Here is a 24,156-nt window from a genome sequence, read left to right on the forward strand (position 1 = left end):
GGAAACACAAATGAAATCACCCCTATTTATCGCAAGCGTGCTGCTCGCAAACTCAGTATGTATGAGCTCTGCATTCGCCGACCAAATGGTGACTCTGCCTGATGGTAAAGAGATCTTACTGAAAGACGATTTCACATGGCAATACGTGGCACAGAAGCAAGCAGAAACGGCGACGACATCAGAAATCGCAGCTCCTGTTGCAGCAGCGCCGGTTGTAGCCGTCCCAATCGCGACTAATGTGCGTGGTACTACGATTGTTGTTGATAGCAAGAAGCCAAGCTTACAGCTGTCTCAATCAGGAGTGGATGTTGTACTAGGTGCAAGTCGCTATGAAGACGGCGAGCTGATCATCCCTACGGCGATTACCAACCAAGGCACACAGGCTGTCATCTTAGTGTCTTTGAAATTAGGAGTGTATTCACCAAGTGGGGAATTATTAGAAGAGAAAACGGTAGCGGTTTGGAAATCGATAAAGCGTATGGCAGATACCTACCTTCGACCAAAAACAGATGCCGAAGGTACGTCGCTTAACCTAACTGTTGATCAATACCCAGAGTATCAAATCAAAGCCGAAATCGTTGAGGTGCTGGCTCGTTAAACCGGCGTCACGTACAGATAAATAGCGAAGAAATGGCAAGCGCAGCCCGCCAATACAAACAAGTGCCAGATGGCATGGTTATAAGGGATGCGTTTTGCCACATAGAAAATCACACCCAGCGAGTAAATCACCCCGCCAACTGCCAGTAACACCAAACCACCGATATCGATGTTCATCGCTAATTGATAAACCACAATCAAAGATAGCCAACCCATAGCTAAGTAAATGAACAGCGATAGACGCTTAAATCGGTACACGAATGCTATCTTCATGATAATACCGACCAACGCAATTCCCCAGATAACCGCCATCAAGCCCATTGCCAGTGGGGTTCTTAATCCGACCAATAAAAAAGGCGTGTAGCTACCTGCGATCAGTAAGTAAATCGCACAGTGATCGAGGGTTTTGAGTAAGCGCTTGGTTTTTTCTGTGGTGATCGAGTGATACAGCGTAGAAGCAAGAAACAGAAGGATAATACTGCTGCCATAGACCGTCATGCTGGTAATAGTCAGCATGTCAGCTTGATAGTCAAACGCACGAATCAGTAGCAGGATTAAACCAACCACACCAAGCACCACGCCTAAGCCATGAGTTATCGCATTAGCGCGTTCTTCGATGTCACTGTATTCGCTCGCCGATGATGCAGACATGATTATCCTACTAGAGTAAATGTTCGATTAGACTAGTATTGCACATTAAGCTTACACGTGTAAGCTTAAATTTTTATGACAAAATGACTTGTGAGATGCGCAATAAAGCTAACCGATGTGATTAAGTAAATACATGCGATTCAGCTAAGAGGCGCTTTCTAAATACTCAACCACCATCTTACCGGCATCTTCTGGTGGGGTATCAAGCGGGACGCTCAATTGGCGTTGTAGCTGACCAATACCCAGCAAGCTCGCTAACATACCTTTGGCACCATCGCGATTTCTATCGATTTCAAACCACAACTTGAGCTCTGTTTCATCGTGGTGTGCAACCACTTCTAGTTCACGCCAACGGCCATGATAAGGACCTGTGGTTGGAACAAATTCGAACTCTTGCACAAACGGTAATTCAAAACCTTCCACCGCTTCACACTCGACTTGGCGAATACGTAGCCCTTGAGCTTCTAGTTCGTTAAAAATGCCATCGAGCAGCGGATCGGGACGAACCGTTAAAACGTCCTTATCAGAAGGGTCGATTGCCATCGCAATATCGAGTCCTGTCTCTAACCAAACCTTGGAATCACCAATCGTCACTGGGGTATTCAATGGCACATCGAACTCACATTCAAAATCGCGAGTTTCCCCCGGCTGAATAACAAAAGCATACGGTAGGCTCCATTTGGCCAACGAGTATGTTTGGTGCATTCGGCGTTTATGGCCACCCTCTTGCCTCTGGGAGTTCATGGTGACTTCTTTGACATAGCGACAACACAGATTGAGATCGATATTGTCGATCTCCTGTGGCTGAGCGCCACCGTAGACATGCACAATGATGCTCGCCTTCTTACCTGGGTAAAGCACTTCCTGTTGCAATACAGAGTCCACCTTGGCAGACCCAATTCCAAAACTTGCTAACGTTTTCTTCAAGAACGACATATGCACCTCCTTTAAAGCATCATCTTAAGCCTGAAAGAGGTTCAAACTCAAATATACTGCTCACACTATTTTAGCTCTAATATCGTCTATTTATCACTCAGGCGTCGATCGATAACTGAGATAGTGATAATCTAGCCTTGATATGCATGCATATCATTATCCTGATTTATTATTCGGATTGGCGAGAGCCAGACGAGTGAAGCCTCAAGCAATTGGAGCCCAGCTCATGATAAGTCAGGCCATTAGATTGGCAATGGATATGCCTGACCGTTAGGTTACTGAATGCGCCCAACAGCTGTCAGGTTCTCGCACACCAACCGTAGTGCGATGCGTCGTCGTAGTGGCTTTGTTGCTGCTCCAATGGCAAAGAAATTGGCTCCAACAATGACTTTAGTAGAGAAGACTGCTTTATTAGCACCGACTCCAACCAAAGTAATTAAAGCCGCTTAACAAAAAGCGCAGTTTTTACTGCGCTTTTTTCTTTTCTTGCACTGTCCTGTCCTGAAATGTGTTTACACATTGGTATTCCCTATCCGATTTGATACCTTAACCACAAATCATTATAAAATTTGTGGAGAATTAAAGTATGAAGTGTCACCGCATTGAAGAACTTCTTGATCTTATGGAGCCTGAGTGGCAAAAAGATCAAGAGCTTAACTTGTTAGAGTTCATCATTAAGCTATCAAAAGAAGCGGGCTACCAAGGTAAGCTTGAAGATCTGACTGATGATGTTCTTATCTATCATCTAAAAATGCGTAACAGCGAAAAAGATGAAATGATTCCAGGTCTAAAAAAAGACCAAGAAGATGACTTCAAAACAGCGATTCTTAAAGCGCGCGGCATCATCTAACCGGCTTAAAACGATCACCCCAACTTTCAATAAGCGACCACTCGGTCGCTTATTTTGTTTCTGTTCGCTATTTTTTCGTCACAACTGTTACCACTTTTGTTGTTAAAGGTTGATTGCGTTAAAGAAATGAAAACAAGATTGCCGTTATAATCGCCACCCATAAGAATCTTCTAAAATAATAAGAGTCAGTGCTAAGTCAGCCCATGCACCAAACTCGAAGCTTAGGTTCTCTAACACCATATTTTAAAGCAATGTCGTCAATACTCTCGCAGAAGGGTATAGCCACCAAAAGGATATTCCATGAGTCAGGATAAAATCGATATCAAAGATGTGACTCCTAAAACCTTTAATCCCAAGACACATAAAGGTAATGGAGATCGATTTAACCCAAGTAACCGCATCTATGTGCGAGAAAGCAAAGGTAAATTCCAACAGTTACGCCGCTATGGCGGTTGGTTCTTGCTTTTACTTTTTGCGCTTATCCCATGGATCCCGTTTGGTGAGCGACAAGCGATCTTGCTCGATATCGGCAGCCAACAGTTCAACTTCTTTGGTACAACTCTGTACCCACAAGATCTGACGCTACTCGCCATCCTCTTCATGATTGCGGCGTTTGGCTTGTTCTTCATAACCACCTTCTTAGGACGTGTCTGGTGTGGCTATTTGTGCCCGCAAACCGTCTGGACGTTCATGTACATCTGGTTCGAAGAGAAATTGGAAGGCGCGGCTAACAAGCGTAAGAAGCAAGATTCAAACAAACTCACCGCCAATTTGGCGATCAGGAAAACACTCAAACACATCGCATGGTGGGCTATTGCTATCGCAACCGGTCTCACCTTCGTTGGCTACTTCATCCCAATCAAAGAGTTAGTGGTTGGCTTCTTTACCTTTAACTCCACTTTTTGGCCTGTGTTTTGGGTACTATTCTTCGCAGGTTGTACATATGCCAACGCGGGTTGGATGCGCTCGATAGTTTGTCTTCACATGTGTCCATATGCGCGTTTCCAATCGGCGATGTTCGACAAAGATACCTTCATTGTTGGCTATGACACCGAACGCGGTGAAAACCGTGGCCCTCGTTCACGCAAAGTGGACCACAAGCAACTCGGCTTAGGCGACTGTATTGACTGTAATTTGTGTGTGCAAGTATGTCCTACCGGGATTGATATCCGTGATGGCCTGCAATACGAGTGTATTAACTGTGGCGCGTGTATCGATGCCTGTGACAACACGATGGAACGCATGGGTTATGAGAAAGGTCTGATCAACTACACCACCGAACACAGGCTTGAAGGGCACTCAACCAAAGTGATGCGTCCTAAGCTCTTGGGCTATGGCGTAATATTGATCGTTATGTTGGGTCTGTTTTTCGCACAAATCGCGAGCGTTGATCCTGCTGGGTTAAGCGTACTGCGTGATAGAAACCAGCTATTTAAAATCAATAGCCAAGGGCTTGTCGAAAATACTTACAACTTGAAAGTCATTAACAAAACTCAGCAGGAGCAAGAGTACAAGCTTGATGTCAGCGGGCTACCCGATTCTATCTGGTACGGTAAACAAACCATTACCGTAGAGCCAGGTGAGGTTTTAAACCTTCCTATCAGTTTGGGAGTCGATCCAGAAAAACTCAGCTCACCAGTTTCGACAATTCAGTTTATACTCTCGGATAATGAAGAGTTTACGATGGAAGTCGAAAGCCGCTTTATCAAGAAGCTCTGATACCAATCACCTTAACGGTTGGTATAACACCCAAATAAATGGAAAAAGGCTCAGTAATGAGCCTTTTTTATTATATGACGATGCAAGCCTTTAACTTTGATAACCTGACCCCTGACTTCATGTGGTACGCACTGGAGAGCATTGGGGTTCGCGCTGAATCCGGGCTTCTCGCTCTCAACAGTTACGAAAATCGGGTCTACCAATTCACCGATGAAGACCGCAAACGCTACGTTGTTAAGTTTTATCGCCCACAACGTTGGAACAAAGCACAGATCCAAGAAGAACACGACTTCGCGTTAGAGCTGATCGAACAAGAGATGCCAATCGCACCGCCAATGCGTATCAATGGTGCGACCTTACACGAATACCAAGGCTATCTGTTTGCACTGTTTGAAAGTGTCGGTGGCCGACAGTATGAAGTGGATAACTTAAACCAATTGGAAGGTGTAGGTCGTTTCCTTGGTCGAATTCATAAGGCGAGTGCAGGCAAAACATTCCAACATCGTCCAACCATCAGCCTAGATGAGTATTTGTATCAGCCACGTAAGATATTAGAAAACTCTCAGTTTATCCCGACGCATCTAGAAAACGCGTTCTTCAATGACGTCGACCTTCTGATTAAAGAATTAGAGAGCCAATGGCCGAGCAATACTGAAAATATCCGCCTGCATGGCGATTGCCACCCGGGTAATATTCTATGGCGCGACGGGCCAATGTTTGTCGATCTCGATGACGCGCGTAATGGCCCTGCAGTTCAAGATCTGTGGATGCTGCTTAACGGTGAGCGCCAAGATAAGCTGATGCAACTCGATATTCTGCTAGAGAGTTATCAAGAGTTTTGTGATTTTAATCCTTCACAACTGAAACTAATCGAACCACTACGCGGTCTACGTATGGTGCATTACATGGCATGGTTGGCGAAGCGATGGCATGATCCGGCGTTTCCTTTGGCCTTCCCATGGTTTAATGACCCTAAATATTGGGAGCAACAAGTACTTGCTTGTAAAGAGCAAATTGCTACCCTGCAAGAGCCACCACTTTCGTTAATGCCTCAGTGGTAAACGCAATCGCAACATACAACTAGATAAAAATTCAAACATAATGGAGATTGGATAAATGAAAAAGCTATTCGCATTTTTCTCATTGATCATGTTGAGCCTTTCAGCTCACGCTGCGAAATTTAACGAAGGTGAACACTACAAAGTTCTCGATCTAGAAGCATCAAAGAAACCAATGGTGACAGAGTTTTTCTCTTTCTACTGCCCACACTGTAATAGCTTTGAGCCTATCATCCAGCAGCTAAAACAACAGCTACCTGCTGACGCTAAGCTACAGAAAAACCATGTTTCATTCATGGGTGGCAACATGGGTCTGCCAATGAGCAAAGCTTACGCGACAATGATTGCGCTGAAAGTGGAAGACAAAATGGTGCCAGTGATGTTTAACCGCATTCACAACATGAACAAGCCACCACGTGATGAAGCAGAACTACGTCAAATCTTCCTAGACGAAGGTGTTGATGCTAAGAAATTTGACGCGGCTTACAATGGCTTTGCAGTAGATTCAATGGTTCGTCGTTTCGACAAAGCATTCAAAGACAGCGGTCTTTCTGGCGTACCAGCAGTCGTGGTGAATAACCGTTACTTGGTAGAAGCACAAGGCATCAACAGCCTAGACGAATATTTTGCATTGGTTAACTTCCTACTGAAGAAGTAAAAAACAATCAAAAAACCATATTAAGGGAGCTTCGGCTTCCTTTTTTGTACCTGACGCTTTTTAATAATCTTCAGCAAACACATAATTTTTAGCCAGCGATACGGTTCTACTTCCCATTTATCTAATAAACCTTTATAAGGTGCGCGATAAAGTGAACCTTTAGTTTATGTTGTTTTCTATAACCTTTTATTAACAACTATTTGTTGCTACCACTCACTGGGGCAAGGAGCCTCTGAATGAAAATTAAATATACGTTATTAGCACTGAGCGTTGCCGCAGCACCTGCTTTTGCCAAGCTTGCTGATGAAGCAGGCTTCAGTGGTGAAATCTCTATCAACACCGGTTTTACTTCTTCAACCTCAAATTTTAATACCGATGCTGACAGCACTATTTCATCTAACCAACAGAAGGCTTCTTCGGAAAGCTCGTTTCTGGTTGCTCCTTTAGGTAGCGTTGCTTACACCTTTGGTGAAAAGCTAAACCATCAAGTTTACACAGGTACTGCCCGTGATGACGTGGCAACGGGTACCGTGGTACTTGAAGTAGGTTACAAATACCAACTGGATTCAGGCATGGTGATCGATGCTTCACTTCTACCAACGATTATGTCTGGTGAAACTTGGGCAAACCCTTACGCAGAAGGTATTGCTCGAAGCAAAACTGACGAAACAGGTAATGCGTTCCGTCTAAAGCTAGATAGTATTGCTGGCTCGGCGTTCTCTGTCGATATGGCTTTCGCGACCAGAGATGTAGAAGATGATCTGGTTGAAGACGCACTAAAGCGCGATGCGGACACCTTCTACCTAAAAGGTCAGTATCGTCAGCCTATTAGCCGCACCATGATGCTAGTTCCGTCTTTGATTTATCAATCAACGGATGCAGAAGGTGATGCAGCATCATTCGAACAGTTCGGTGGTGAAGTCAGCTTATTCGGTGGTATGGGTCGTCACCAGTACGCATTAACAGCGGGTTATAACCAACGCTCTTACGATGCAAGTAACCCTATCTACGGTAAGAAGCGCAGCGACGACAACATCAACTTGTTTGCCGCGTATGAATATGATCAATTCATGGATTGGGAAAACTGGTCGTTTGTTTCTCTTGCAGGTTACGGTACCAGCGAGTCAAACATTACCTTCTACGATGAATCCCAGTACATCGTCTCAGTCGGCTTGAACTACAAGTTCTAGTTAGGCATCACTGCTGGCTAATCACCATGAGTTCATAACAACGAAAGCCTGCGTAAAAGCAGGCTTTCTTGCTTCCAACTATACAACTATACAGCTTGAGCAGAGAGTTGTTTCAAGAGTCGATCCATAGCTCGATAGCCAAGCGCCTCCGATAGATGCTTCTTTTCAATCTGCTCGTTTCCCTCTAGGTCTGCAATAGTTCGCGCTACCTTGATTATTCGATGATAAGCACGAATCGATAAGCCCAATCGATGCAGCGCTGTTTCTAAAAACTCCGCATCCTCGCGTCGCAACGGGCAATATTTTTCGATTTCTCGGCTGCCTAACAGTGCATTCGATTTATGGTTTCTAGACAGCATCAACTGACGTGCTTGCTTGACCCTTTGTTTGACCACTTGAGTTGTTTCTCCACGGTCGCCACCTTCAGCCAACATCCCTTTGGGCAGTAATGGGATCTCTAATGACATATCGAACCTATCCAGTAACGGCCCCGATAATCGATTGAGATAGCGCAATATGATCTGTGGATTCGCTCGCGCTTGATTACCTTCGTAGTAACCTGTCGGGCTAGGGTTCAGCGCACCCACCAATTGAAAGCGCGCGGGGAAACGTGTCTTGCCTGCCACGCGTGAAATAATGATCTCACCTGATTCCAGTGGCTCTCGTAATGAATCGAGCACCTTGCGTTCAAACTCCGGCATTTCCCTAATATCGAGTTTGAGTAATAAATATTGTCAGTTTGATGCTTGGAAAGTTGTGAGTATTGTCAGAGTTAGTGGAGCGCATCGCTTCAGATGCTAGCGGAACGATAGGTCGTTCATTTTTGTATTTAGTCAAGCAAGTATCTATGTTATCCATTCAATCTAACTACCTCCTCTAACTCCTCCTCATGAATGGATATTCACTTAATCAACTGATTCAGCCACTAAAATTCTGATTGAGAGTGGAGCTCTGTCCCTTACTCATGACCACCACATTAAATGACCAATATCCAGAGATGTACTAACGGGGCATGAAACACACTTTTGCCCCAACTCGAACCAACGCTATACTTCAAACACGAACGTATTCTTGTTAGACTATGAGTACAGCCGCGAGGCAAGATTCAAATTTAGCCGGAAGGCAAGTTAAAGAAGGCAGACCATTGGTCTGCCTTCTTTGTATGCGTATAACCAAACACACCTTTGCCCCATTCTCTTTTAGTTAAACCTATCAGTAACATGAAGTAAGCGATCTAATGGGATACATTGGTTTCTCATAAGGCTGTCGACAAACATCAGGTTCTACCAATTCTGAGTGGAATCGTTACTTACTTAGATCATCGTGAGCTTCATTTTCTGCTTTAACTTTCATCAGACTGTAGATGAACTCAAGGTTGTTACTCATTATTTTTATTATGGCTTGTAACTGGATGAATACTAAGTAATTGATCACTGAAATACCTGCGATTCTGATATAGAAATAAGAATCAAAGGTCTTACATAGGTTCTGAATGTACGGGGTAAGTAAATTAAACAAAACTATCCCCACTAACACTAACGCCGATGAGAATATTGTTAAAACTAGGCTTCGGATTCTTTGGGTTTGTTCTGTGCCTTTTATTAAACTGAATTTTTCTGGATTAGTAAATCGGGCAATTGCTTCTGGGTAGCTATAAGCCACCCAGATTCCCGCTAGCGTAAAAACAGCCGCAGAAACATTCTGTAAGGTACCTGTTAAATTTTTTAGATCCGTTAAGGTAATAAAGTCTCTACCTAAGTATGCAATAAATATACTTATTGTTATGTATATTATCTGAAGAAGTATATCTTTCAGTTTCATTTTAGCCCCCGTATTTTCGACTGTACTGTTCTGCTGCTCCAGTTGTCGAGAAGTTTAGCAGCGACTCACGAACATCTTGTAAAGTATTCATGACCGTTTTAGCAGGGTAGTAACTACCGTCCATTTTCTGAGTTGGATCTAGTGTGATTTTTCTTCGGTCAACATAGTTACTGAACCACTTTGTGGTGTCTTCATCATTTGTTCTAAAGCCTATATCATTCCAAGGCACACCCTCAGAATTCTTACTACCATCATTTTCTTCATTATAGATGTTAAGGATATCTCGTAACTCGTCAGCAGTAACAGTTGCCTCTTCAATTATTTCTACATGCTTTTTCGGCTTTGTTGACGTTCGTTTCTTATTAACTTTATTCCATAGTGACAGAACTGGATTTTTCTCAATTTTCTTTTCTAAAGAGATAGTTTCTCTGATGACTAAGTGGGTAATGTAAGGGGCTAAGTGATCAGGGGAGATATCATCAATATTTAACTCTCTCATTTTTGCTTTAAATGAAAATTTTGTTGAGTACTTGCCACACGGTGATTTGTAAGTGACGTTCTTGCGATCAATATCTTTATTAGCAAAATGATTGAACTGAGTCGAATTGTGTACAACTTTATTCTCGTCAGGGATAAAGTTTTCAATACTTCTTTTTATATACCAGCACATTTCATCTGTGTTTACGATTGCATGTGGGAACTTGATTGAAGCGATTAAGTTCTGTTCTGGGATGTACCAAAAATACATAGGCGCGCCATAGATTAACTTTTTACCTTTCGCATTTTTTTCGACTTGGATTACATCACCACTCGCGCTGCCGACTTTCGCATCTTGGACAAAACCGCTTAACTTGCCTTCGTCATTGGAGAATGCTTTACAAAAAACAATCAATCGGTCTCCATTTTCCGCCGATACCTCACAGTCCTTGAAGTAAACATGTGAACGGTTAGGGTGTGAGGCTGAATCGAAAGGAAGAGTCTCGCAAAAATCTCTCGGCTTCGCCCATTCAATGACTTTATCTAGGATTTCTTTTAGATCACCTTTAACATGTACAGAGGAACGTTTTTTGGAGTCACCTAATTTTTTACTTCTGTAGAACCCACACTCTTCGATTTCAAAAAAAGTAATCAGCCCATTTTCCATATGTCACCCCACCAAGCTATTGTGATCTTTATCAATAATGCATTTATTTTCATATGGTTATATTACCACCTATAGTAGGGAGGATATACAAATAGAGCTACTCCAAGCATTATTCCGAGCCTTTGAACTCCGCTTATGTGGTTTTTTGCTCATAAGACAAAAACGTATAGTTGTAGTGGTTCAAGTCATTTGGTCACCTAAAGATAAAAGTGCCTGTTCACTATCAACACAGCTATGCGATACCAGACCTAATCGTTCAAACGCGAAATTAGCAATACCGCTAAAATGAAAATGTCTAAAGATGTGCTGGCACGATCATCACCAGCACATTTATGTCCAAAGGCGTGCTGATGGGGCATGAAACACGAAAATGCCCCAAAGTTTGTTTCAGCGCATTCGTTCTAACGGCAGTCTAGCTGATTTTGCTATACTCCAACTAATCTAAATATCCTGTCAGGTTGTGTGCGATGAGCAAAAAAAAGTTGACCGAAAAAGAGCTGTTGAAAGGAATGACTCCTTATAATGCGCACAGTGATTTGCTTGCCAAGAGTGAAACAAAGCCTGATTGGCTATCCTTCGCCGATGAGGTAGAGCGGGTTACAGATGATTTCATGGCTGATCGAAATGAGGTTTTAGATAACCCTAGTTCAGATTTTCTGAACCCTGATATTTTTCTTTCAAACCTCAAGTTAGCGCTTGATAGCCTTCCAGATGGTGATATTGAACTTTGTGACTTGGGCAATGAAATTGGTCGAGTCATTGCTAATTTGAACTCACCAAATAAGACGCTTTTACGTGAAGTAATTTATGGTGTTGAACATGGTTTTGACATGATTAGCAAAGAAAGAGGAACTTCGAATGAGTAAGCTTGATGAATGGGTCGACAACAATATGACATTAACCAGTATCATCATAATGGTTGTGGGCTCAACACTCGGATACATCCTTGTCTAGTATCAATTACTAAGGCTTCGAGGAAAAACTCAGTTGTTGCAAATTCTGCAACAACTCCAATCTTCTAATTGTGCAACAGCCTGTTGCACAATTGCGATACAACCTGTTTCGTGAATTATTTCTGCCCCAGAAATGTTTCTGCGCTACCCCTGCTAACACAATTTATTATCACGATGAGACAATACTTTTATCGATATCTAACTGAAAGGCTTCCAACATCACCTCGAACTCCCTAAGCGCAGCGGTAGTGGTCAGCTCTTTCCTTGCTACCTGTTCTCTTAATAGCTCGACCTGACGTTTTGCTAGGTTAACACTGGACTTTAGAGAAACTGCATTGTAAACCTCTGTATAGCCATGAATATCAGCAAATGCAAGGTCAATGTAAGTATCTAGAGAACTCAATTGCGTATGACCTGTCCATTGCTGAAGCTGCATTTTAAATGTTTGTGTATGAAGCAAATGTTTTCGGAAATCATCTTTATCATTCACTTCTTTAGAGGCAAGAATAAGTTCCTTAAGCTTGTCTGTAATGAATGCGTGCCTCCACAGGTGTGGATGTAACTCCCCTTCGATGCCAAACTCTTTTTTCCAAGCGTTCATGTACGTTGTCCATGAGTCAGCAGATAAGGGGTGACCTGTGGTTAAGCTGATAAAGAGGTAGTCATGCTGAACCTTTTTCTTCCTCATCGCTTTCTTACGAACTTTGACGTAATCGGCAATCATTGATAACAAAAGGTGTGGCACAGGAATCTTTCGAGTGCTGTTATCGTCCCTACGCTTCAGAGTGGTGAGAGTGAGCATACCTGTGCGTCTAGCTTCCTCATAATCGGTCATTTTAATCAAGTGAAGCTCCGATACACGAGCGCCTAGTTGCTCCATTGCGGTGTATAACGCCATATCCCTTCTGCGTTTGTCTTTGCTTTTCTGAGTCTTTATAAACTCCCACACACGCAAGGCATCATCTTCCGAAACAGGGTGACGTTTCTTGATCTCATCTTTTGTTGGTACAGCAGGGTGCGTAATTTTAGAGCCTTCAATGAACCCTTTATAGCCTTCCTGTTTGCGCTTGTAATATTTTTCAAGTATCTGAATTGAGTTACCTTTATCTTTGCCAATAAAAGCGCTTAAATCATGGAAGCCTTGGACAAACTCCAAAAAATCCAGACAGGTGTGTGCAATCTTTATAACTGAGTTATTCTTGCGTTTTAGCTCGCCAAGCGGCGTTCTCTCCGCCTGTAGTGACTGAACGAAAAGGGTGAATGTTGCGTCTGTAAGTTGGCTAAATCTGCTCAATAGTGGCTGTTTTTCAATAAAGTGAACCAAGTGGATGATATCGTGGGCATACCCTCGAATAGTGTCACTTTTTAAGTTTCTCACCATCAAACTATGGATGTAGGCATTGGCTTCATAGCAAGGAGTATGATTACTGTAGGTTACGAAAGGAATATCCAGAGGCTTACGAAAGACAAGCTTGCCATTAAACCCAAGATGACTCCATTGCTCAAAGCCTTTAAGCTTACGAACCGCCATCATACCTCTCCATTCAAAGTGAAAATCATCTGCGCTTCAATCTTCCGATTGTGCTCTCGATAAAGTTCCTGTCGCTCTTCTACTGTTCCTTCATGCGTCGCTAGTTGCTTTAGTCTAGATCGCAGCTCTGAAACCATAACGGTTAGTAAAGAATTGCTGCGCTGTGCTGCATCCAGCTCTGATTCAAGCTCAGCAACTTTGTACTTTAAACCTACGACGGTTTGCTTGTTACCTTTAGAAGCTTTCTCACTGTGATGTGCAGCCTCAATCGCCAGTTTTGCATTAATGCGCAATTCATCTAAGGATAAGAAGCCTCTCTCTAGAAATGATTCAGAGATACTTTTGACAGTGTTTAGTGAACACGAAGTGATATTCCGCTCTTGATTCTGATATTTAGCGATGCCAGATTGTGATTTGAGAGCCTTTATCAGCTCTTCATCATCTTTAAACTCAGCGGGAGATGTGATTATTTCTCTCAAAAACTTTTCTGTTTCAAGTACCTTGGCTTGATTGTTCTCTAAAACTTTCATTAGTCTAATCCTTAATCAAGGTCTTTTATTTTTAAAATAAGATTAAAGGTTTGAGTAGCATTACCATCGATATCACCGATGGTTAAAAACTCTGGTTCCAACGTGATCTGCCCTTCATCTAGAAGACGGATAACCTCTGTTTCCATATCCTGCTCTTTTTGAATTTGGCTAATGTGAGGAACGGTTAGATAAGACTCATCATCGTAATCCTCTGCTGCCTCGCTTACTGTCTCTATAGTAATCGGCGTTGAGCTATCACCCGTCAGTCGCTCTGCAATAATTTTGCGAACCTCTTCAATTCCGTCTAGCCTGGCAAGCTCAGAGGTAGAATCAACAATACCTCGAACAATCACGCTGGCTTTCGCTCCATTGAGCACCGCCCCTGTCTCTGATTCAGAGATGTAAATATACAGATGCTCCATATCAGAGTGTCCGAGCATCCAACGCAGGGCATCCATACCATCGAACCCTTTAGACCAAAAGAATGTCATTGCAAAGAAACGTCTTAATTGGTGCTGACGAACGTAATTACGGCGGTATTCACCGTTGTCATACTGTACCAAGTCCGTTTCGACGTAATCACATAAGGCATCAAAGTGTGCGTTATAAGTCGTGTGGCCTACCTGACTTAACTGGCAACGCATTGAGTCTACATTATTAAACAGAGACAGCTTTCCTTTGGATAGATTTAACTCACTGGCTTTAATGTTAAATTGCTCCAGTTGCCAGATGAACTTAGCAATCGATAAGGGAATTGGTCTTTCTATGGTGGCGTTTACCCCTTTTGAGCCCGTTTTCTTTACCTTAAATTTCAGGCTGTACTCTGCTTTTGCCCCCTCTTCTGAAAAAGGGTTAATATTAGGTGATAGATTGTCATATGGCTTCAATTTGATTAACTCATCTTGTCTCCGAGCCATGATTGCACCCACTAAAATCTGTATAGCGCCTTGCAGTACCGAGAACAGTTCAAACAAACTTTCATTGGCTCTAATTCGCTCAAAGCGCTTTTCAATGCTTTCCGTAAAGCCTTGAATCTGCTTTGTTCCTTTTTTTAGGTATTCGCTACTCAAGCAATTGATGGCTTCCGTTTGAAACCAATATCCTCGCTCCGTAGACGACATATCTCTATGCAACTCTTCATTCCACGCTAGGGTGCTTTGTTGCGGACGGAGTGTGTTGGAGCCTCTTGCAGTAGATTTACTTCTTGCTTTAGACAGCAGAGTTAAAGTTTCGTCTAGTAAAGTAACAGTGCCTTCCCTTGTAGGTAAATGCTCTTTGGCAAATTCATAGCACTGACGAATTAAATTAAACACAAATTTAGGTGGTAAAGAGCGGGTGCGTCCTGCTTTTTTGAAGCTAACTAACCGACTAATGTTACCTGTACTGACACGCTCAGACAGGATTGAGGGACTTGCAGCATCTTCATGCTCAAGGTTGGTATGAATCAATCGAATTGATTCAATGTAGCTCGATATTGCTCGTTGAGTAGTGCCTGATGAAGTGTTTATATTGTTAACTGCACGATACTCTGTGTTTTGGGTTGGCTCTTTGAGATAAAGCTCTGCATAGTTGGGAGCATTAATGTCATGATAAAGCATCTTGCCATCAAACAATAACTTGCCGAGCACAGCGCTATTTCCAGCGTACTTAATTGCTTCCCCAGCATCTTGATAATAACCTTGCTCAAAAAGCCAAGCACACGCCTTCTCCCTCTCGGTTAGGGATAAGAAAGTTTCATCTTGAGCAATACGTTGTGAAATGCAGGGGTACTTCTCTTTAAACGTTTGCACATCTGCATCTGAAACACCCTGAGACGCATTATCCAATAATACTTTGGTGAGCTTATCAATCTCGTACACACCTTGGAAACTTCCGAACTCAGCGTATTTTGTCAGGATGTTCAACCAAAAATCATCATTCACATTCAGAAGGTGGTATTTTGCCAATTTTAACTCCTTCGAGTGCAGCAAGATCGCATTGATGAGGGCGATAACTTTGCCAACTTTCGCAGAAGCCGTTGTGGGGCTAATAATCTTCCCACCATTTTCAAGCGGGTTATCTGCTGCTGTGATCCAGTATTTAAAACTGTTTAATAACTTGAGATGCTTTATGTCCGTGAGCCTCTTTCCGTCATCCAGATACACACTATCCCAATGGATTGTTTTTGGAGTTTTACTAAATTTTAGTATCCATTTGTCTGCGTCAAAACTGGACTCTAACCATTCAGGTTGTCTGTCATCGTAGCCGTAGATGCCAGTATGAATATGAGTGATGGTATCTAATACTCGATAATCATCATTAGCTACTGAGAAATTTATAATTTGCTCAAGCGTTTCTGTGCTTAGACCATTCAGTGTCGAGTGGTCTAAAACGATGTCTTCAATAAGGCTAACAATGGAAGTATTGTCGATAGCGACACTTAACATAGCAGTGCTCCTTTAATTAAATCAGCATCAAGCTTGTTATTAATCGCGATATCAAGCATTTCCATTAAATCTGTATCAGCACTATGCTTGCCTGAATTTAGTGTATCTAAGATAAACACCGCTGACTGATACCAGTGGAAAACAATATCTAAAAAGGAACATTCATCATCGCTACTATCAACAATAAGGCGTATCGCCATTAGCAACTGCAAAAGAGAGGTGGAAATTGTGTAGGTCAACTGGTCGAACGCTAAGGATTCAGAGGTTTCATTATCAATAGCGGCCTTTTGAACAAAACCGTGTTCGAAATGCTCTGAAATGTTACTGATACCGTGATTGTTTAAGAATTCCTCAATGTCTTGAGCGCTCATGTTAACGGCATCAAGGCAATGCACGGAGTCTTTCATGGCTTCAAGCAAAATAGCACTCTGTAACTGACGCACCCAGCGGTCATTAAAGAAGTCCATCAGTGGCTTGGGAAGATAAGATGTCAGTAGTTTGGTATCTTTCTTTTTATGACCCAGCGCCTCGGCAACCGCATCCATTGATCGCGTCTCAAGATAAATTTGCAGGCCACGGTGCCGTCTAATCGAGCGTAATGAATGTATCCCCGAAATGGCTTGTGCATCCTCTAGGGTGATATCGCTGCTGTTATCAAGCAGTGACTCATCTCGCAACCAATCGTAGAATTCATTCGCGGAGTTAAGAGTAGTATTCAAGCTCACAGGGCAGACTACATAGGTAGCGGTGGCGACTAGAATCATCTTTCTCCAATTGATATCCCCCTTTTCTTTTAGGTATTCACGGCTCATGTGAGTATGCTGTATCAAGAACTCAACGACAGATTTAGAAAACTCATTGAGTACAACCTCCTGCTGCGCATTAGTAGACCCTTTGCGTGATTTCCAACTTACGGCAATGTGCTGACTTCCCACTTGCTTGTAGCCCACCATATTGCCATTGACATCAAATAGCTCCCATCTTGCTAACCAAGAAGGCGTTATTCGAGGGTGTTCCATCACAAGAAGCGTTAAAAGAGCGGTCAGGGTTGATTTGGTGGGTAAGTTTAACTCGGTCCGAAGTTGACTAGCATTACCTGCAAACCCCAAAAATATTAGATATTGGTTTTTCGCAGCTATGCCGTGTTCATAAAAGGTTGCTACCGTATTGTCTAACTTGTCAGCCCCGACAAAATAGTTATATTGAGTGTAGCCTAACGTGCCGCTCAATGGTTTAACTATACCTGTGTTGAGAAATGCATATTTCGGAGCTAGCCGACCGCCTATTTCGGTTTTAATCGACCACCAAATCCGTTTTTAACCGACCACTCATTTCGGTTTTAATCATCCACTTTTCGGTGTGTTTCCGAAATCGATGGTCGATTTACCGAAATAAACCTCTTTTCTCTTTTAAATCAATAGGTTTAACCTGAGTCTTTCATGTTGAGAGCACTAAGGATAAATCATGCCGAAAAAGAGAATGCCAATGAATAAAATTAAGGAAATCTTACGCCTCCGATACGAGTGCAATCTTTCTAATCGACAGATCGCCGCTTGCCTCAATATTGCTCATTCCACTGTATCCCAGCATCTATCCCGATTTAAATCCAGTGGCCTCACGTGGCCACTGGAAGAGACTCATCATGAAAATCAAGTCACCCAAGCTTTGTTTGATGGTCGCTCATCTTCTCAGCATAAAGTGATGCCTGATTTCACTCTCTGCTACTTAGAATTGAAGCGTAAAGGGATGACTAAAGCTTTGCTTTGGGAAGAGTATTGTCATCAGCATCAAGACAAAGCCTATGGCTATACACAGTTCTGCGAACTGTATAGACGTTGGCTAAAGACACAAAAACGCAGTATGCGCCAACTTCACCATGCTGGTGACAAGCTCTTCATTGACTACTGTGGCCCAACGATCCCTGTTGTGAATCCAGATACAGGAGAATGCCGACATGCTCAGGTATTTGTCGCCACTTTAGGAGCGTCAAATTACACCTATGTCGAGGCGAGTGAGAGCCAAGGGCTTGAACACTTCCTCATGGCTCATGTGAATACCTTTAATCACTTTGGTGGTGCTCCGAATCTACTTGTACCTGATAATCTGAAATCTGCTGTAACGAAAGCAGACTGTCATAGCCCTATCCTCAATGAGAGCTACCGAAAACTGGCACAACATTACGGCGTTGCTGTGATGCCAGCCAGGCCCTACAAGCCTAAAGATAAAGCCAAAGCTGAGAACGCAGTTCTCATCGTAGAGCGCTGGATAATGATGCGCCTTCGCCACCAAGTGTTCTATACAATGGCTGAGCTGAACCTGGCTATCCGAAAGCTGATGCATGACTTAAACCAACGAGAGATGAAACAGCTTGGTGTCAATCGACATGACTTGTTCAACAAAGTTGACCGTCCAGCGTTAAAACCACTGCCATCGCAACCATATGTGTATATCGAAACTAAACGAGCAACCGTCTCCCCTGATTATCACATTCAATATAAAAAGCACTTCTACTCTGTGCCGCACCAACTTGTTGGGCAACAAGTTGAGCTTGAAGCAACGCATCAAATAATACGTATCTACCACAAAGGGAGCATTGTTGCTCACCACTGCACAAGCCAAAAAGAATATGGTCTCTCTACCGTTTACGAGCATATGCCAAGCAACCATCAATACCAATCATGGACACCCGAGCGTTTTATCCGTTGGGGAAAATCTATTGGGCCAGCCACAGGTGAACTGACTCAGATGTTGCTCAAACGCCCAGAGCATGAAGCATTGGCCTTTAGAAGTTGCTTTGGGTTACTAAGTCTTGCCAAAAAGCACTCAGACGCACGGTTAGAACAAGCTTGCCGAGATGCCTTAGTGACAGAGAAGCCATACCTTGGCTTCGTCAAAAACTTATTGAAGAACCATCGAGAAGGCACTCTCTCTCAGCCTTCCACTGATACCCCAAACCTTAAACACACTAATGTTCGTGGTTCCAACTACTACCACTAGGAGAAACAATATGGACGCAATAATCCAACAGTTAAAATCACTACGCCTAAGTCATGCTTCTGATGCACTGGAACAGCAAAGGATACACCCCGCGACCTATGCTGAACTTGGCTTTGAAGAAAGGTTAGGACTCATCCTTGATCATGAGATAGTGAACCGAGATCAAACCAAAATCCAACGACTTAAACGGCAAGCCAAGCTGCGCCTAAGCGCTAGCGGTAATCAACTGGACTACCGCCCAGAACGAGGCTTAAAAAGAGCAATGATGGGAGAGTTATTATCAGGCACTTATTTACAAAAGCGACAGAATGTCCTGATTACAGGTGCAACAGGTGCAGGTAAAACCTATGTTGCTTGTGCGCTCGCCGAGCAGGCGTGTGAGCAACACTGCCCAAGTCGTTATTATCGCCTAAATCGTTTACTTGATGACCTGAGTAGTAGCCGCCTTGATGGCAGCTATCAAAAGCTGCTACTGAGCTTGTCTAAGAAAAAACTGTTGGTTATCGATGACTGGGGAATGGAAAAACTCAGCCAAGAGCATGCAAGTAATCTTCTCGAAGTGCTAGAAGATAGATACCAAGAGTGCAGTACAATCATTATCAGCCAACTACCTGTAAAAGAATGGCACGAGATGATCGACAACTCGACGATCGCTGATGCGATCTTAGATAGGTTGGTTCATCAAAGTCATAGAATCGAGTTACGAGGGGAATCAATGAGAAAACTGGCTTAAATCGACCACTTGGAGTAAAACTAAGGAAGAGAAAAGAGAGGCTTAAAAAGGTGGTCGATTAAAAACGAAACTAGGGGTCACATCAGCCGAAATACGCAAGAAAAGCTTTATTTCTATCTTCTCGCTCTTTAAGCTCATTAAATTTCAAACGACACACATGCCTGATGTGCGCCATATCTCGGTCTACACGTTGCTGAATAGTTGAAACAGCCTCTTCATCTTTAATTTTGAGTGGGATATGGGCAAACCATCTGCTGCTTTCTGACTGCGTTGCATTACCACCAATTGAAAAAGTGGGTGCTGCATCTTTCGGGTCTTTCCAAGTTGGAACGATGAATGGTTTGTGAGGTTCAGCGAAAACACCCGTGTTAATAAAGCACTCTGTATAATAATTAATGATATTTCGCCACAGAGTATGAAAACTCTTTGGGCAGTGCTGGGCTATTTGGGATCGCACAAATAGCACTTTAAACACTTTGTGGAAAAAGTGCTGCACATGATTGCGGCTCAAGAGGACTTCTATTGTGAGTCTGTCTCTTTCGTTATAAACAGTGGAAATACCGACAAAAAGTCTTTTGAATGTTACTAGTCCACCTCTCAGAGATGTTGATTTCTGTGTATAGGCATAGTTTTTCAGAGCAAGATGAACCTTGTTTGTAAACGCTTCGCCAAAATTCACATAGAGCATGTCAAGATAAACCTCAAGGCTTTTGCCTTCTTTTGATACTACCTGCCAGCCATTTAGGTAGTCAGCTTTAGTTTTATCTATTTTAAGATTGCGAAACTGTAGTAGACAGCTAGAAGTGTCCTCTGTCATTTTGATACTCGACAACTGCACTTCATCAAGGGTCAATTGCTTATCCTGTGCAATGTAGTTGAAAATTTTTTTGATATTGCTACATAGTGAATACCTGTTTTTAGTAGTGATATCATCACAGTCATAAATGAAACCAACCAACAACTGGAAGTGCGAATTGAACGCCTGTGAGTCATTCAATACTTTAAATGCCGTGTAGTTGCCTTGTTCAATCAAGAAGCAATAAGCCGCATAAATATTTAACACTGGCTGTATATGAACTTTGTGGACTAAGGGTTTAGCAGCAGATGTTAAGTAGTTAGAGTATTCAACTGAAAGTGCAGTATTTAATAAAGAAAGCTCATTTAGTATTTTTATATTCACAATCGCACTCTACAAACTGACAACTAACATTTAACTTAGTTGTCACTGTGACAGTTGTCAATACATATAAGAGGGTTTAAATTATCTTATAATCAATTTAATTCATGTACTTATCTTGTATTTGACATATTTTAATTATTGGGATTTCAGGCATCTCATCAAGAAACAATAATCCGTTATGCGCCAAAGAGATCTCTCCGGGGCGAGGTACGGAGCCACCACCCACCAATGCCGCCATCGAACTGGAATGATGAGGCGACCGAAAAGGCCTTTGCTTCCAGTTGTATTGATTGATCTCTTGCTGCGTTAACGAAGCCACCGAAGCGGTTTCCATTGCCTCGTCATCACTCATTTCAGGCAATAGATCTCGTAACCGAGAAGCGAGCATGGTCTTGCCAGTTCCAGGTGGACCAAGGAATAATAAGTTGTGATTGCCTGCCGCTGCGATTTCTAACGCACGCTTACCTTGCTGTTGACCTATGATGTCCTGCAAATCACGATGTTCGACTGCATCGACCTGATGTTGCTCTGTACGATACAACCCAAGTTGAGCCTGACCACACATATCGGCACAAACCTCCAACAACGTTTGCGCTGACTTGTGCGCCCCCTTGCCAACTAAGGCTGCCTGATCGCCATTGTGATGTGGTACCACCAAACATCGCTCAACACTATCGGCCGCTAATGTAGCTGGTAGCACTCCCTTGACTGAGCGCAGCTCTCCCGACAGTGCTAACTCACCAATAAACTCATGTTGGGCTATTTTTGATGTAGGTAGTTGATCGGACGCCACCAAGATTCCAAGCGCGATTGGCAGGTCAAAACGCCCCCCCTCTTTGGGTAAATCCGCAGGAGCAAGGTTAACGGTGATTCTTTTCGATGGGAATTCAAAGCGAGAATTGATGATGGCACTCCTCACTCGGTCTTTCGATTCTTTAACCGTCGTCTCAGGTAAACCCACCAGCGTAAAACCGGGCATTCCGTTGCTTATATGCACCTCAACGGTCACTTCTGGCGCCTCTACACCCACACTAGCTCGGCTATGAATTATCGCGAGTCCCATAACTTTCCTTTGTCTTTGATTTAAAAGTATTCACTCTGGATATTCATTGCTCACCAAAGCGATAAGGTTGTTATATAGCGTGGTGGAATGGTGTTTTAATGTGAAAAAAGAATGACATTTTCCTTGTCATGCGGCAGATTTGTGTGATAACACTAGAGATGTAGACAATTACTTAAGACAATAAACGAGAAAACTCGAATTTTATGATATTTAACGCTCGCATTTACGCACTGATTAACCTGATTATCGTAGTCATTATTAAGACTACGCGGGGGCGAGTGGGAAAAAAGTAACCACGAATTAGAAAAAACCCCCGCACTGAAAAGTCCGGGGGTTTTTTCTAATTTGACGATTCGATTTTTATATTTGAAACATTTTCGGCTTTGCCGATTTACAGGAAGAATGGGAGCACAAGATGTGCATAGACAATGGAAACAGTTACCAAAATATAGGTAATACGGGGAAATTCCGATGAAAGGCGCAGAACTAGTTGTATCCGCATTAAAACAGCAGGGTATTGAAACCGTATTTGGTTACCCAGGTGGTGCCATCATGCCAATCTACGATGCACTTTATGACGGCGGGGTTGAGCATATCCTGTGTCGCCATGAGCAAGGTGCTGCAATGGCCGCTATCGGTATGGCACGAGCAACACAAGACGTCGCTGTTTGTATGGCAACCTCAGGCCCTGGCGCAACTAACCTAGTGACAGGTCTTGCTGATGCCTTTATGGACTCTATCCCACTCGTCGCCATCACAGGCCAGGTTGCTAGTTCTCACATTGGTACCGATGCATTCCAAGAAATGGATGTGATTGGTATGTCTCTGTCATGTACTAAACACAGCTACCTCGTTACCGATATTGAAGATCTTGCTCCAACATTGGCTGAAGCATTTATCGTTGCAAAAGCAGGGCGTCCCGGTCCGGTTATTGTCGATATAGCTAAAGATGTTCAGCTAGCAGAATCCCCTGTAAAAATTCTTCCTGAATTTACACCACCAGCAATTCCTGTTGTGACAACGGATGCGATTGAACAAGCTCAGTACTTCTTGTCTCAAGCGACTCGCCCTGTTTTATACGTAGGTGGTGGCGTTCAACTGGCGAAAGCAACCGATGCAGTTCGTGAGTTTTTACGTCTAAATCCAATGCCTGCAGTAAGCACACTAAAAGGCTTAGGTACCATTGAACGTGACGACCCACACTACTTGGGCATGCTGGGTATGCACGGCACCAAAGCGGCTAACCTAGTGGTTCAAGAAAGTGACCTGTTGATTGTTGTTGGCGCTCGTTTTGATGACCGAGTTACCGGTAAGCTTGATACCTTTGCACCGCACGCTAAGGTTATCCATATCGATATCGATGCGGCAGAGTTCAGTAAACTGCGTCTGGCCAATGCGCCTATTCGTGGTGACATCAACAAGATCATGCCTCAACTAGAGCTAAGCCAAGACATCTCTTCTTGGGTTCACCACTCTGAAGGGCTACGCAGCTCATTCAAATGGCGCTACGACCACCCAGGCGACCTTATCTTCGCACCTCTGTTGTTGAAGCAACTGTCAGACATGATGCCTGCGAGTTCTATGGTTTCAACCGATGTCGGCCAACACCAGATGTGGGCTGCTCAACATATTCAGCCACGCGATCCACAAAACTTCATCACTTCCGCTGGCTTAGGCACTATGGGCTTTGGCCTACCTGCAGCGATGGGTGCATCGGTTGGTCGTCCTGATGACCAATCCATTCTTATCTCTGGTGACGGCTCATTCATGATGAACGTGCAAGAGCTTGGTACGCTGAAGCGTCGCCAAATCCCAGTGAAAATGGTGCTGCTTAACAACTCTCGTTTAGGCATGGTTCGCCAATGGCAATCTCTGTTCTTTGATGGCCGACACAGTGAAACTATCTTGGATGACAACCCAGATTTCGTCATGCTAGCGAAAGCGTTCGACATCCCGGGTAAAACCATCACGCGTAAAGAAGAAGTAGAGCCAGCATTGAAAGAGATGCTTGAGAGCAAAACCGCTTACCTACTTCATGTCCTTATCGATGAAGAAGAAAACGTATGGCCACTAGTACCGCCAGGTGCTTCAAACAGCGAAATGTTGGAGAACACATAAC

18 protein-coding genes and 4 pseudogenes are annotated in these 24,156 nt (G+C 43.2%); 11 read left to right on the forward strand and 11 right to left on the reverse strand.

Going from position 1 to position 24,156, the window contains the following annotated elements; translation table 11 throughout:
* The first annotated feature begins 10 nt into the window (after positions 1 to 10).
* The gene (locus QUF19_RS16900) at positions 11 to 598 is read left to right on the forward strand and encodes a DUF3157 family protein (RefSeq protein WP_286295191.1); all 588 of its coding nucleotides are present in this window, start codon (positions 11 to 13) and stop codon (positions 596 to 598) included.
* Here the strand turns inward: QUF19_RS16900 and trhA are convergent.
* Complete coding sequence (gene trhA, locus QUF19_RS16905; RefSeq protein WP_102296550.1) at positions 595 to 1,248, reverse strand: PAQR family membrane homeostasis protein TrhA; 654 nt, start codon at positions 1,246 to 1,248, stop codon at positions 595 to 597. The two genes, QUF19_RS16900 and trhA, sit on opposite strands and share 4 nt — an antisense overlap.
* Before the next feature lie 144 nt (positions 1,249 to 1,392).
* Entirely contained in the window at positions 1,393 to 2,184 is a 792-nt protein-coding gene (locus QUF19_RS16910; RefSeq protein ID WP_286295193.1) for a sporulation protein, read from the reverse strand.
* Between the two features lie 282 nt (positions 2,185 to 2,466).
* Here QUF19_RS16910 and QUF19_RS16915 point away from each other — a divergent pair, with 282 nt between their 5' ends.
* From QUF19_RS16915 to QUF19_RS16940, 6 genes are all read left to right on the forward strand, one after another.
* The gene (locus tag QUF19_RS16915) at positions 2,467 to 2,634 is read left to right on the forward strand and encodes a hypothetical protein (RefSeq protein ID WP_198595883.1); all 168 of its coding nucleotides are present in this window, start codon (positions 2,467 to 2,469) and stop codon (positions 2,632 to 2,634) included.
* Positions 2,635 to 2,770: 136 nt separating this feature from the next.
* A complete protein-coding gene (locus tag QUF19_RS16920) occupies positions 2,771 to 3,034 on the forward strand; it encodes a YihD family protein (protein ID WP_286295194.1) in 264 nt (87 codons plus the stop codon).
* A gap of 300 nt (positions 3,035 to 3,334) precedes the next feature.
* Entirely contained in the window at positions 3,335 to 4,753 is a 1,419-nt protein-coding gene (gene ccoG, locus QUF19_RS16925; RefSeq protein WP_286295195.1) for a cytochrome c oxidase accessory protein CcoG, read from the forward strand.
* 74 nt (positions 4,754 to 4,827) lie between these two features.
* Positions 4,828 to 5,814, forward strand: a complete 987-nt coding sequence (locus tag QUF19_RS16930; RefSeq protein ID WP_286298914.1) for a serine/threonine protein kinase — start codon at positions 4,828 to 4,830, stop codon at positions 5,812 to 5,814.
* Between the two features lie 55 nt (positions 5,815 to 5,869).
* On the forward strand, positions 5,870 to 6,469 hold the full coding sequence (locus tag QUF19_RS16935; protein WP_286295197.1) for a thiol:disulfide interchange protein DsbA/DsbL: 600 nt from the start codon (positions 5,870 to 5,872) through the stop codon (positions 6,467 to 6,469).
* Between the two features lie 236 nt (positions 6,470 to 6,705).
* The gene (locus tag QUF19_RS16940; RefSeq protein ID WP_286295198.1) at positions 6,706 to 7,659 is read left to right on the forward strand and encodes a DUF2860 domain-containing protein; all 954 of its coding nucleotides are present in this window, start codon (positions 6,706 to 6,708) and stop codon (positions 7,657 to 7,659) included.
* A gap of 86 nt (positions 7,660 to 7,745) precedes the next feature.
* Here QUF19_RS16940 and QUF19_RS16945 read toward each other — a convergent pair.
* The 3 genes and pseudogenes from QUF19_RS16945 to QUF19_RS16955 all read right to left on the reverse strand — a co-directional run.
* Positions 7,746 to 8,384, reverse strand: a pseudogene (locus tag QUF19_RS16945) (magnesium chelatase subunit ChlI family protein); the annotation flags it as partial.
* 580 nt (positions 8,385 to 8,964) lie between these two features.
* Positions 8,965 to 9,480 carry a hypothetical protein gene (locus QUF19_RS16950; protein WP_286295199.1) on the reverse strand — a complete coding sequence of 172 codons (516 nt, stop codon included), beginning with the start codon at positions 9,478 to 9,480 and terminating at the stop codon, positions 8,965 to 8,967.
* A gap of 1 nt (position 9,481) precedes the next feature.
* Positions 9,482 to 10,624 (reverse strand): hypothetical protein, encoded by a 1,143-nt coding sequence (locus tag QUF19_RS16955; protein WP_286295200.1) that lies wholly within the window; start codon positions 10,622 to 10,624, stop codon positions 9,482 to 9,484.
* Positions 10,625 to 11,091: 467 nt separating this feature from the next.
* Here QUF19_RS16955 and QUF19_RS16960 point away from each other — a divergent pair, with 467 nt between their 5' ends.
* A complete protein-coding gene (locus tag QUF19_RS16960; protein WP_286295201.1) occupies positions 11,092 to 11,490 on the forward strand; it encodes an AbrB/MazE/SpoVT family DNA-binding domain-containing protein in 399 nt (132 codons plus the stop codon).
* Between the two features lie 256 nt (positions 11,491 to 11,746).
* Here QUF19_RS16960 and QUF19_RS16965 read toward each other — a convergent pair whose 3' ends face one another.
* From QUF19_RS16965 to QUF19_RS16980, 4 genes and pseudogenes are all read right to left on the reverse strand, one after another.
* A complete protein-coding gene (locus QUF19_RS16965; protein WP_286298917.1) occupies positions 11,747 to 13,108 on the reverse strand; it encodes a tyrosine-type recombinase/integrase in 1,362 nt (453 codons plus the stop codon).
* On the reverse strand, positions 13,108 to 13,638 hold the full coding sequence (locus QUF19_RS16970) for a hypothetical protein (RefSeq protein WP_286295203.1): 531 nt from the start codon (positions 13,636 to 13,638) through the stop codon (positions 13,108 to 13,110). Before QUF19_RS16970 ends, QUF19_RS16965 begins: the two co-directional genes overlap by 1 nt.
* Before the next feature lie 11 nt (positions 13,639 to 13,649).
* Entirely contained in the window at positions 13,650 to 16,064 is a 2,415-nt protein-coding gene (locus tag QUF19_RS16975; protein WP_286295204.1) for an integrase, read from the reverse strand.
* A pseudogene (locus QUF19_RS16980) lies at positions 16,058 to 17,323 on the reverse strand (hypothetical protein); the annotation flags it as partial. The gene QUF19_RS16975 and the pseudogene QUF19_RS16980, both read right to left, overlap by 7 nt.
* A gap of 205 nt (positions 17,324 to 17,528) precedes the next feature.
* On the opposite strand from QUF19_RS16980, the gene istA reads away from it, so the two are divergent.
* Together istA and istB are read left to right on the forward strand one after the other, a co-directional pair.
* Positions 17,529 to 19,061, forward strand: a complete 1,533-nt coding sequence (gene istA / locus QUF19_RS16985; protein ID WP_286291968.1) for an IS21 family transposase — start codon at positions 17,529 to 17,531, stop codon at positions 19,059 to 19,061.
* 10 nt (positions 19,062 to 19,071) lie between these two features.
* Positions 19,072 to 19,794, forward strand: a complete 723-nt coding sequence (istB, locus tag QUF19_RS16990) for an IS21-like element helper ATPase IstB (RefSeq protein WP_286291966.1) — start codon at positions 19,072 to 19,074, stop codon at positions 19,792 to 19,794.
* A gap of 100 nt (positions 19,795 to 19,894) precedes the next feature.
* On the opposite strand, the pseudogene QUF19_RS16995 reads toward istB, so the two are convergent.
* Both QUF19_RS16995 and QUF19_RS17000 read right to left on the reverse strand, forming a co-directional pair.
* Positions 19,895 to 20,974 (reverse strand): annotated as a pseudogene (locus QUF19_RS16995) (hypothetical protein); the annotation flags it as partial.
* Positions 20,975 to 21,119: 145 nt separating this feature from the next.
* Positions 21,120 to 22,037 (reverse strand): annotated as a pseudogene (locus QUF19_RS17000) (YifB family Mg chelatase-like AAA ATPase); the annotation flags it as partial.
* 471 nt (positions 22,038 to 22,508) lie between these two features.
* On the opposite strand from QUF19_RS17000, the gene ilvG reads away from it, so the two are divergent.
* Positions 22,509 to 24,155 (forward strand): acetolactate synthase 2 catalytic subunit, encoded by a 1,647-nt coding sequence (ilvG, locus tag QUF19_RS17005; protein ID WP_102281292.1) that lies wholly within the window; start codon positions 22,509 to 22,511, stop codon positions 24,153 to 24,155.
* Position 24,156: the final 1 nt, after the last annotated feature.

This window comes from Vibrio sp. FE10, assembly GCF_030297155.1.
In the GTDB taxonomy this organism is placed as follows: domain Bacteria; phylum Pseudomonadota; class Gammaproteobacteria; order Enterobacterales; family Vibrionaceae; genus Vibrio; species Vibrio apostichopi.